The organism is Limnospira indica PCC 8005 (assembly GCF_000973065.1).
In the GTDB taxonomy this organism is placed as follows: domain Bacteria; phylum Cyanobacteriota; class Cyanobacteriia; order Cyanobacteriales; family Microcoleaceae; genus Limnospira; species Limnospira fusiformis.
On the sequence record NZ_FO818640.1, the window covers coordinates 1979504 to 1991578 of the forward strand.

General features: G+C 46.5%; 7 protein-coding genes. 3 read left to right on the top strand and 4 right to left on the bottom strand.

The window, feature by feature from the left end; all coding sequences use genetic code 11:
* The first annotated feature begins 484 nt into the window (after positions 1-484).
* A complete protein-coding gene (locus XZ46_RS36125; RefSeq protein ID WP_082113525.1) occupies positions 485-4270 on the top strand; it encodes an Ig-like domain-containing protein in 3786 nt (1261 codons plus the stop codon).
* Positions 4271-4484: 214 nt separating this feature from the next.
* Here the strand turns inward: XZ46_RS36125 and XZ46_RS08665 are convergent, their stop codons facing one another.
* Genes XZ46_RS08665 through XZ46_RS08675 form a run of 3 tightly spaced genes read right to left on the bottom strand, consistent with a single transcriptional unit; the run spans position 4485 to position 7034 of the window.
* Positions 4485-5624 (bottom strand): beta-ketoacyl-ACP synthase, encoded by a 1140-nt coding sequence (locus tag XZ46_RS08665; RefSeq protein ID WP_008049761.1) that lies wholly within the window; start codon positions 5622-5624, stop codon positions 4485-4487.
* Positions 5625-5671: 47 nt separating this feature from the next.
* Complete coding sequence (locus XZ46_RS08670; protein ID WP_008049763.1) at positions 5672-6451, bottom strand: peptidylprolyl isomerase; 780 nt, start codon at positions 6449-6451, stop codon at positions 5672-5674.
* Positions 6452-6461: 10 nt separating this feature from the next.
* Complete coding sequence (locus XZ46_RS08675) at positions 6462-7034, bottom strand: photosystem I assembly protein Ycf4 (RefSeq protein WP_008049765.1); 573 nt, start codon at positions 7032-7034, stop codon at positions 6462-6464.
* Between the two features lie 104 nt (positions 7035-7138).
* Between XZ46_RS08675 and psbD the strand changes: the two genes are divergently transcribed.
* Positions 7139-8197 carry a photosystem II D2 protein (photosystem q(a) protein) gene (psbD, locus tag XZ46_RS08680; protein WP_006620420.1) on the top strand — a complete coding sequence of 353 codons (1059 nt, stop codon included), beginning with the start codon at positions 7139-7141 and terminating at the stop codon, positions 8195-8197.
* Entirely contained in the window at positions 8181-9563 is a 1383-nt protein-coding gene (psbC, locus tag XZ46_RS08685; protein ID WP_006620419.1) for a photosystem II reaction center protein CP43, read from the top strand. The genes psbD and psbC overlap by 17 nt, the downstream gene beginning before the upstream one ends.
* 115 nt (positions 9564-9678) lie before the next feature.
* Here the strand turns inward: psbC and ppk1 are convergent, their stop codons facing one another.
* Complete coding sequence (gene ppk1, locus XZ46_RS08690) at positions 9679-11838, bottom strand: polyphosphate kinase 1 (RefSeq protein ID WP_006620418.1); 2160 nt, start codon at positions 11836-11838, stop codon at positions 9679-9681.
* Positions 11839-12075 lie beyond the last annotated feature (237 nt).

The window sequence follows — 12075 nt, forward strand, 5'->3', positions numbered from 1 at the left end:
CAGTAATGTGGGCTGTAAAAAACCAACCAACTCAGTACCTCGAAAGTTAAATAGCACAAGTATAGGGTTATTGACTCGAAACTCGAAAATCGTAAGGTACGTCAGACCGAATAGCTTAGGTAAGGCCACCATAACTCCGATATGGCTGACGCACTGGAGTGGAACTTTTGAGGAAAAAGTACCGCCTAGATACTAGGGTTCGGGCATAACATAGCTGGGAGAAGAAACCCAGATGAAAATGCTTGTGGAGTGAGTATTACGGGGGTTTCAAGAGTAATCTTGGGGTCTAGTTCAGAGGCACGAAAAGGCAATAATCCCCCGTTATATGGCTTGAGCAATTAACTGCGGGAGTCTCAAATTTAGTACAGATAGATGAGGATGATGTCATATTTTATCCATGAGTAAGGATATGAATTTAGCATCCTTAACCGCTATAATTCTACCGATTGTGATGTAGGTGAGATAATTAGGAGAAAAGGCAAAAATGGGTATTCAATTTGTATACGCAAGCGACCAAAGGTCTGAACCAGGAGTTCTTGGAGAACCCCTTGAATCTCTGACTGTATTACCTGGTGAAGAGTTCACCATTTTCATTATATATGACACTCAGGATGCCACTGGACAAGGTTCAGCATTTAATGAACAAGTCAGTGGAATTGGCTTTTTTACCCTGTTTAATGATAACCAGTTGCAATTGATCGAGGTTGCTGATGTTTTACAAACTGGTCAATTCCCTGGCTTATCTGTTGATCCCAGTGCTTCAGAATCGCTAATAGACGACGCTGATAATCGCGATGGTGATCCGGAAACAAATAAGGCTCTCCAGGGTTCATGGGTTGATTTTGGTGGTCAATGGACAGGTGATGGCACACAGCCTGCCACCCTATACAGCTTAACCTTTAATACTGTTAATGATTTTGATGGCACTTCGATTAACTTCTCCGCAACCGACATAGCACCAGGATTTCAGTTTGACTCGCGATCGCTGAGACTAGAACGTGGGGTTCCACCAAGTAGTTTTACTATTCAACCCCTCCAAGGATTGGAAACTACTGAAGCAGGTGGCACAACAGAGTTTACTGTAGTTCTTGACAGTGAACCGACAGCAAATGTAACTCTTAGCATAGTCAGCAATGACGAGTCAGAGGGAACTGTTGCCGTCAATGAATTGGTATTTAATCCCGAAAACTGGGAAACCCCACAAACTGTGACCATCACCGGGGTAGACGACGATATTGATGATGGAGACCAAGAGTTTACCATTACTGTCGGACCTGCTATCAGTCAAGACCCAGCTTTTAGCGGGTTACCTGCCCAAACTGTGTCGGTCACTAATATTGATGATGATACAGCAGGAGTTTCCATTAATCCTACTGACTTCACTATCGCTCAAGTGGGAGAAACAGCTGAGTTTGAGGTATCTCTCACCAGTGAACCTATAGCCCCAGTACAATTTGAGGTTGTCATTTCTGAACCATTGGTAACTGTTAATCCCGGTTCATTAGACTTTACTGCTGAGAACTGGGATATCCCGCAATCAGTTACCATCACCAGAGAGGCAGGAGATGAAGGACAACTCCAAATCTCCCTAAATCCTACCAGTGATGACCCAAATTACAATGATATTCCGGTTGACCCTGTACAGGTCAATAATCCCCCAGTTGTACCCGACGACGACCCAGACCCGGAATTACTAACGGTCAACATAACTAGCGATGCGGATATTGCTACGGGGGATGTTGTATTTACCTTCACTTTCTCCGCAGCGGTCACAGGCTTTACTGTTGATGACATTACTGTCACCAATGGCACTCGTGGTGAGTTAACCACAGATAGCCCTAGTGAATATAGGCTGTTGGTAACTCCTAGCCCCAACTTTGAGGGGAATTTGACTGTGGAGGTAGCCCCAGAAGCTGCTACGGACGCAGCAGGGAACTTGTTGGTGGCTCCTGCACCCTTTGAACAAGTGGTGGATACTCTAGCTCCTACGGTCAACATAACTAGCGATGCGGATATTGCTACGGGGGATGTTGTATTTACCTTCACTTTCTCGGAAGCGGTCACAGACTTTACTGTTGATGACATTAATGTCACCAATGGCACGGCTGGTGAGTTAACCACAGTTAGCCCTAGTGAATATACGCTGTTGGTAACTCCTAACCCCAACTTTGAGGGGAATTTGACTGTGGAGGTAGCCCCAGAAGCTGCTACCGACGCAGCAGGGAACTTGTTGGTGGCTCCTGCACCCTTTGAACAAGTGGTGGATACTCTAGCTCTTACGGTCAACATAACTAGCGATGCGGATATTGCTACGGGGGATGTTGTATTTACCTTCACTTTCTCGGAAGCGGTCACAGACTTTACTGTTGATGACATTACTGTCACCAATGGCACGGCTGGTGAGTTAACCACAGTTAGCTCTAGTGAATATACGCTGTTGGTAACTCCTAACCCCAACTTTGAGGGGAATTTGACTGTGGAGGTAGCCCCAGAAGCTGCTACGGACGCAGCAGGGAACTTGTTGGTGGCTCCTGCACCCTTTGAACAAGTGGTGGATACTCTAGCTCCTACGGTCAACATAACTAGCGATGCGGATATTGCTACGGGGGATGTTGTATTTACCTTCACTTTCTCGGAAGCGGTCACAGACTTTACTGTTGATGACATTAATGTCACCAATGGCACGGCTGGTGAGTTAACCACAGTTAGCTCTAGTGAATATACGCTGTTGGTAACTCCTAACCCCAACTTTGAGGGGAATTTGACTGTGGAGGTAGCCCCAGAAGCTGCTACCGACGCAGCAGGGAACTTGTTGGTGGCTCCTGCACCCTTTGTTCAAGAGGTCAATACGGTGCCGCCTAACAATCCCCCAGAACCTCAAGATGATGAATTTCGTGGTTTCTTAAATCAGGCGTTGACCATTGCGGTTGCTGATTTACTGGCTAATGATACTGACCCAGATGAGGATGTTCTTACTGTTACAGGTGTTAGCAATCCCGAAAATGCTACAGTAAGATTAGATGGTGATAATGTCATCTTTACGCCGCAAGCTGATTTTACCGGAAATGCTGGTTTTGTCTACACAGTTAGTGATGGAACTGATACAGCTACGGCTAATGTGACGGTTACAGTTAACCCAACTCCTGGAGTGACAGTTGAACCTACAGCAGGCTTGGTCACTGCTGAAGACGGACAAACCGACAGATTTACAGTGGTACTGGATAGCCCACCGACTGCTAATGTATCCATTGGGGTTAGTAGTTCCAATCCACAGGAAGGGGTTGTTAGTCCTAATCAGTTGGTATTTACTCCCGCTAATTGGAATCAAGCCCAAACTGTAACTGTGACAGGGGTTCCTGATGATGGCCGTGTTGACGGAGATCAACCCTATCAAATAATTTTAGCTCCTACAGTCAGTTCCGATCCGCTCTTTGATGGTCTCAATGTGCCTGATGTATCGGTGCTTAACCTGGATTTGGATGTTGCTCCTCCCATACCTCGTCCTCCAGTTCAACCGCCGGAAGTCGAACAGCCGGAAGTCGAACAGCCGGAAGTCGAACAGCCTACTATACCTCCCATTGATATCAATTCGGTCAGACCTCCTATACCTGGCATTGCTGATGCGAATTTGGGCTTTATTACTCAGGCTTCCTTAGAGTTCCCAAATCAGTTATTTGGTACGGATGATCCTGATTTGATTCTAGGTAGTGCTTCGGATGAAACTTTGCTAGGTTTTCAGGGTAATGACTTCCTTCAGGGAACTGCTGGTAATAATACCCTGTTTGGAGGTCAGGGTAATGATACGCTTGTGGGTGGCAATGGTAATGATGTGCTGTTTGGAAATAAGGATGATGATATCCTATTTGGACAGGGTGGTAATGATACCCTCTTCGGAGGTCAGGGCAATGATACCTTAATCGGTGGTGCTGGTAATAATGAACTCTGGGGCGATAAGGGTAATGATGTCTTGTACGGAGGAATGCGAGGGATTGATACTCTGCGGGGAGGAGAGGGTAATGATACCTTTATCCTGGTTCCTGGGGATGGCTACAGTGTGGTAGCTGATTTTCAGATGAATCAAGACTTAATTATTCTGCCAGGAACTCCAGCTAATTACGAGATTGGTGATTTACCCCAGGGATTTGCTAATGCTACGGCGATTTACCAAGTTAATCCGCCTAACTCGGAAACTCCCAGGGAACTGGTGGGAGTCTTGCAAGGGTTGACTGATATCAGTTTGCAAGATGATAATATCTTCAGGTTTGTCTAGTGTCTGGTGCTGTCTAGTATTGATGGAAATTTTGCCATTGGTTTGCTAAACTAAATAAGGCTCAAATTCATCAAGTAAATACCTAGTTGGACTGGAAAGCCTGTGACTTAATTTAATAAGTGTACCTACTAACAGTAGAGGCAAGGCATACTTTGTCTCTACTTTTTTATCTATCTAGGTTGGATATCCATGTGGTGAATTTCAATAATTAAGTCTATTTTTTCGGAGGATGATTTCCTAAAGCGATCGCCACATTTTGCCCCCCAAATCCAAACCCTAAACACAGCACATTATTGACCACCGTTGACCGGGGAGTGGTGACTACATCTAGGGGAAATTCTAAATCCTGTAACCCTACACAAGGCGGTAAAAGTTGCTGTTCTAATGCCTTTAAACAAAAGGCGACCCCCAAAGCACCAGAAGCGCCTAAAGTGTGACCTGTTGCGCCTTTGGTGGAACTCACCGCTACACCATGGGGGAATAGTTGATTAATAATAAAGGCTTCGTGTTGATCATTTAAAATGGTAGCAGTTCCGTGGGCGTGAATATAGTCAATATCAGTAGGATGAAGATGGCTGTCATTAAGGCTTCTTTGAATAGCAGCGATCGCACTTTTTCCCTCACCATCAGGCTTATTATGATAGCAGGCATCCACCGTGACACCAAAGCCTAAAATACTCCCATAAATCTTACCATGGCGGCGATGGGCAAGTTCTGCTGACTCCAATACCAAAAGCGCCGCGCCTTCTCCCAAGGCTAAACCATCTCGCCGCCGAGAAAATGGGTAAGCAGACCGAGAGGCTAAAGCACCCATTTTGGCAAATCCGATTAAACTTAGGGGAGTAATGGGAGCCTCGAGTGCCCCAACGATCACGCGCTGACATTGTTGGGTTTTAATTAACTCAAATCCTTGAGCGATCGCCCACAGTCCGGTCGCACAAGCAGCCATAGGACTCAATACCGGACCTTCAGAGCCAATTATAGCGGCGATCGTAGCGCCTAGTTGACCATGCAGAAAACCAGGGAATAATCCCAGACAACTGTCTGTAGTGTCCCTAGCCAGTCCTTCTAAATCGGCTTGGTAGCCACGAGAAGACCCCACTACTACCCCACAATCAGTTAAGGGAAATTCTAACCCGGCATCTGCTAAAGTCTCAGCTACCGTCGGCTGAATTAGTGGCTGTAGGTGGGTGGGTTGGCTTCCCCACATTGCTAGAGGCGACGGGGGAAGTTCCGGGAAAGGTTGAGACAAGGCGATCGCCGTCTGACCCTTAATGATAGCTTCCCAAGTCTGGTTCAGATCACCACTAGCCGAACGCAAACCTATTCCCGTCACCACAACATCCACAGCCACTTACCAACCCAGAAACTTAGTTTCTTGTTGCAAATCGTAACAATCTGCTAATTTTGGAGGTCCTCTAACCCCGTAATAATCTTAGCCGACTCAATGCGATCGCCCTGTTCAATTTGGTCTACAACCGCCATACCATCGACAACATAGCCAAAAACCGCATAATTGCCATCTAGGAAAGGCAAATCCGACAGAGCAAAATAGAACTGAGAGGAAGCAGAATCAGGTAATGCGGAACGAGCCATAGCTACCGCCCCCCGGGTATGGCTTAATAGGGGAGCCACATTAATCTTAGCCTGATCAAAGGTTTTGCCATAAATCGGTTCATCCGCATTCCTCGGTTTAATTTCCAAGGGGATATAGCGCTGTTGGGAAGTGTCCGGGTCAATAAATCCCCCCGTACCTAACCGAGAAGTCGGAACAGTTTCATCCTTACTTTGGGGGTCGCCACCCTGAACCACAAAAGGTTGTGGGTCGCGCACGACACGATGAAAAGACACCCCATCATAAACCCCACGATTAACTAGATCTACAAAATTTCCCGCCGTAATTGGGGCTGCTATGCCGTCTACCTCAATGGTAATCGGCGATCCGTTAACCGTCATGACAATAGTTGCCTTTCCTTCGAGTCTTGGTAAATTGCTCATTATGCTTGAATTATTAGTTGCAGAAATGGAAGCAGCCCTTTGACTGCCGCCGGGTGGCGTGGTATTTTGGACCCCCATGGAGTCCCCAACTGATGGGTTACCACAGCCAGTTACCAGAACCAGGAACACCAGAGACAAAAGCCACAGCCACCCTCTAATCATGGTTAGTAGTCTATTTTTCATGTACCTGATGTTAAAGTCCCTCCAAGGGAACCTGTAGAAACTTAGCCAGTTGGGCCCCATCATTTTCTAGCTCAGATAAAGCCATAGGCTGGCCCACCCTGGTTAAAGGAATTTCCCGCCTGTCCTTTAATTTTAGATACAAGGCGCGACGGGGGCTAAGTCCTTCTTTGAGATCTACCCGAATAGATTGGACTTGGGAACGATTGCAGTTGAACTCAACCCGGCGGTTCTTGCCAGGAAACCCCCAACGAAAAATCTCGATTTCCCCAGTTTCCTGGTCAAATCTATTGTAACCGCCACCAAGATCCCAGATAACGACTAGCCATAGGTATGTCGCTAATAATATGGCAGCAGTGCCATAAAGTCCCATGACCAGCCCCTGGGGAAGAAAAATTAGTTGGGAAGGGTCAGCAAAGGGTAACAGGTTCTGGCCCAAATAGCTGGAAAGCCCAGCCAGCAGAAAACCTACCCCGCCAATAGTGATTGTGGTCGCCCAAAAGTAGTTACTGAAGCGACGCGAACCTAAGATTTGCTTTTCAAGAATGCGATCGCCCATAGCGGCCTTTTCTGTCTGTGTGTTCATAAAAATCTCAGAAATCTTTGCCAAAAATGTGAACTGTAATATATATTTATGTTAACTTGCTTAACAAAGCATGATCTTTAGAAAATCCCGAGGAACGTTCTCAAATGACTATAGCAGTCGAGCGCCCTCAAGTCACTAGAGGATGGTTTGATGTCCTCGATGACTGGCTGAAGCGCGATCGGTTCGTATTTGTGGGATGGTCGGGTATCCTGCTTTTCCCCTGCGCCTATCTATCTATCGGCGGATGGTTGACAGGAACCACCTTTGTTACCTCTTGGTACACCCACGGACTCGCCAGTTCCTACCTAGAAGGTTGCAACTTTCTGACCGCTGCCGTCAGCACCCCCGCTAACAGTTTGGGGCACTCCCTACTGTTCCTGTGGGGTCCCGAAGCTCAGTGGGACTTTACCCGCTGGTGCCAATTAGGGGGTTTATGGGCTTTTGTAGCCCTGCATGGAGCTTTCGCACTGATTGGGTTCTGCCTGCGTCAGTTGGAAATCGCCCGGTTGGTTGGCATTCGTCCTTATAATGCGATCGCTTTCACCGGCCCTATTGCCGTGTTCGTGAGCGTATTCTTAATGTACCCCTTGGGTCAGTCGGGGTGGTTCTTTGCTCCCAGCTTTGGTGTAGCAGGTATCTTCCGGTTTATCCTATTTTTCCAAGGATTCCACAACTGGACTCTAAACCCCTTCCACATGATGGGAGTTGCGGGCATCCTCGGCGGTGCGCTACTATGTGCTATTCATGGTGCTACAGTAGAAAACACCCTGTTTGAAGACGGAGAAGGATCTAACACCTTCCGAGCCTTTGAACCGACCCAAGCGGAAGAAACCTATTCCATGGTGACAGCCAACCGCTTTTGGTCTCAAATTTTCGGTATTGCTTTTTCAAACAAACGTTGGTTACACTTCTTCATGCTGTTCGTTCCCGTAACAGGTCTGTGGATGTGTTCCATCGGTGTAGTGGGTCTAGCTGTAAACCTGCGTGCTTATGACTTCGTGTCACAAGAATTACGCGCCGCAGAAGATCCGGAGTTTGAAACCTTCTATACTAAGAACATTCTGCTCAACGAGGGTATTCGCGCTTGGATGGCTCCAGCCGATCAACCTCATCAAAACTTTGTATTCCCTGAGGAGGTATTACCGCGTGGTAACGCTCTCTAGCAATTCTTACTTAGGCGGTCGCGACCAAGAATCCACAGGGTTCGCCTGGTGGTCTGGTAACGCTCGTTTAATCAATCTTTCTGGAAAACTGCTGGGCGCTCATGTAGCCCATGCTGGACTCATTGTATTCTGGGCTGGGGCAATGGCCCTGTTTGAAGTGTCCCACTTCGTTCCCGAAAAGCCCATGTATGAGCAAGGTCTGATTCTGTTGCCTCACTTGGCTACCCAAGGTTGGGGTGTCGGGCCTGGTGGTGAAGTGATTAACACTTTCCCCTACTTTGTCGTCGGCGTACTACACTTGATCTCCTCTGCAGTTCTCGGCTTAGGTGGCATTTATCACGCTGTTCGTGGTCCTGAAGTCCTGGAAGAATATTCCTCCTTCTTCGGATACGACTGGAAAGATAAAAACCAAATGACCAACATCATCGGTTATCACCTGATTCTGTTGGGCTGCGGTGCGCTTCTACTCGTATTCAAAGCCATGTTCTTTGGCGGTGTCTACGATACTTGGGCTCCTGGTGGTGGTGACGTTCGCATCATCAACAATCCTACCCTAAACCCGTTGGTTATCTTTGGCTACCTACTTAAAGCCCCCTTCGGTGGTGAAGGTTGGATAATTGGTGTGGACAACATGGAAGATATCATCGGCGGTCATATCTGGATCGGTCTGATCTGCATCGCTGGTGGTGTTTGGCACATCTTGACTAAGCCCTTTGGTTGGGCTCGTCGTGCCTTCATCTGGTCTGGAGAAGCCTATCTATCCTACAGCCTCGGTGCTTTGTCTCTGATGGCTTTCATTGCCTCTGCTTTCGTCTGGTTTAACAACACCGCTTATCCCAGCGAATTCTATGGCCCCACTAACGCTGAAGCATCCCAAGCTCAGTCCTTTGTGTTCCTAGTTCGTGACCAAAAACTCGGTGCTAACATCGGTTCCGCCCAAGGCCCCACTGGTCTGGGTAAATACCTGATGCGCTCCCCCACTGGTGAAATCATCTTCGGTGGTGAAACTATGCGTTTCTGGGACTTCAAAGGCCCCTGGCTTGAGCCTCTGCGTGGACCTAACGGCCTTGACCTGAACAAGCTCAAAAATGACATTCAGCCTTGGCAAGTACGTCGCGCTGCTGAGTACATGACCCATGCTCCTAACGGTTCTATCAACTCCGTAGGCGGTATCATTACTGAAGCTCAAGGGTTCAACTACGTTAACCCCCGTGCTTGGCTGGCTGCTTCTCACTTTATTCTCGCTTTCTTCTTCCTGGTTGGTCACTTGTGGCACGCAGGTCGCGCCCGCGCTGCTGTGGCTGGCTTTGAAAAAGGAATTGATCGCGAGACTGAGCCAGTTCTCGCTATGCCTGACCTAGACTAATTCAGTCTCCTTAATTCTCCCTTTATAACAGGGGGAATTAGAGGTTGATTTCCTAACAGTTAGGAAAATTTACCCCACCTATAAACGGTGGGGTTTTTCGCACTTTGATGGGACTTTATTTCCCCGTTTCCGCTGTTTCCATAAAAATTGTTTGGGCGCTTAGTTCAGGAGCCTTATCAGCCGGTTGACGCTGAATATAAATCCCGTCAGACTGTAAATCCCAAGCATGACGATTATCTGATAGCATAATCCCTAGGATTTCCTGTAAATCTTTGACAATTTTCGGATCTTCTACTGGTGCGATCGCCTCTACTCGTCGGTTTAAATTTCTCGGCATCCAATCTGCTGAACCAATATAAACCTCCTCCTCACCATGATTGTGGAAATAGAAAATCCGAGAGTGTTCCAGAAATCGCCCCACAATACTAATTACATTGATATTTTCACTAATTCCTTTCACCCCCGGACGTAAACAACAAATCCCTCGCACAATTAAATCAATCGTTACTCCCGCCATGGAAGCCTCATAAAGAGTAGCAATTATTTCCGGGTCTACTAAAGAATTCATCTTCGCCACAATTCGCCCCGTCTTCCCGGCGTTACAGTTGTCAATTTCCCGGCGAATTAAACCCAAAAAGCGATCGCGCATATTCACAGGCGCAACCAGCAATTTTCGATAGGACTGTTGGCGAGAATACCCCGTCAAGAAATTAAACAAATCCGTTAAATCCTCTCCCAACTCTTCCCGACAACTAAACAACCCCAAATCTGTATAAAGTTTCGCCGTTTTCGGGTTATAGTTCCCCGTACCAATATGAACATAACGGCGGATATGACCTTCTTCATGGCGCACAACCATCACAATTTTGGTATGGGTTTTTAACCCCACCACCCCATAAACCACATGAACTCCCCGCTGTTCTAACTTCCGCGCCCAATGAATATTATTTTCCTCATCAAATCGCGCCTTTAACTCCACTAAAGCCGCCACCTGTTTACCATTCTCCGCCGCCGCAATGAGAGCATTAATAATTGGCGAATCCCCAGAAGTTCGGTACAAAGTCATCTTAATCGCCAACACATTCGGATCATCCGCCGCCTGGGTAATAAACTGCTGTACCGTCGCTGAAAAAGATTGATAGGGATGATGCACCAATACATCACCCTGTCGAATAATTGCAAAAATATCCTTTTCCAGTTCCCCATTACTCGAACAGGTAGTTTCATCACTATCAGCTAACCATTTGGGTAGAGCCGGAGTCCAATCAGGATCTTTTAACTCCGGTATAGGAAGGCCTATAAATGACATCAAATCCTTCAGGTCTAGCAGTCCATCTAAGCTATAAATATCCTCTGGATCTATTTCTAGTTCCTCCATTAACATATCTCGGATATACTCAGGCATGGCGGTATTTACTTCTAATCTCACCACCGAACCGCCTAAACGTCGCTTTCTTAACTCCTGTTCAATCGCTAGTAATAAATCATCTCCCTCATCCTCCTGAACCGATAAATCCGCATCCCGGGTAATTCGGAAGGGATAGTAATCGAGGATATTCATTCCGGGAAATAGAGATTCCAAATTATGAGCAATTAGCTGTTCAATTGGAACTCCCGCCCAAAAACAACTTTCGCTCTCTTCCCGTTTCTGGAATTGGTCGGGAATAGCAATAAATCTAGGTAATAGTTTCGGGACTTTAATTCGAGCCAATAGATCTTCGTTAGTTTCGGGATTTTTTAGCACCACCACTAGATTAAGACTGAGGTTAGATAAGTAGGGAAAAGGATGGCTTCTATCAATGGCTAACGGAGTGAGAACTGGGAAAATTTGTGACTCGAAATACTCGTGTAAATAGTTCCGCTGTTCCTGATTTAAGTCAATGTAGTTCAGGAGGTGAATATTATGTTGTCCTAGTTCAGGTTTGATAATTTTATCAAAAACATTATGTTGCTCAGATACCATGGGTAGCAACTTCTCGTGAATTTCTGTAAGCTGCTGTCTGGGAGTGCGACCGTCAGGGGTACGTTTATTAACATGGGCTTCCATTTGGCGTTTTAACCCGGCTACCCTCACCATAAAAAATTCGTCTAAATTGGAACTAAATATTGCCATGAATTTTAGACGCTCTAATAGTGGCGTGCGAGGATCTAATGCTTCCGCTAGTACCCGGCGGTTAAATTCTAGCCAACTCAGTTCTCGGTTAAAAAAGTATTGAGGGTCCTTCATGTCAATTTTGACAGATGTGGAGTTGTCGGTTTTTTTAGATTTTGCCATAATCTCAAATTAATCCCGGGAGTCCGGGAAACAGGTGATTGATTGGATAATACCTGAATCGGGTAACAGGTAATACATACTACAGGAAGTTTAACACTGAAAAGTAGGGGTAAGCTGTGCCTGGTCTTTACTTACCACAGGGAACAGCCAACTCCCTAATTATCCTGGCAGTTACTATATGTTAAATTTTTGTTAAGTATGATTCAAGCGATCGCCTTTTGATATTTAATTAGGATT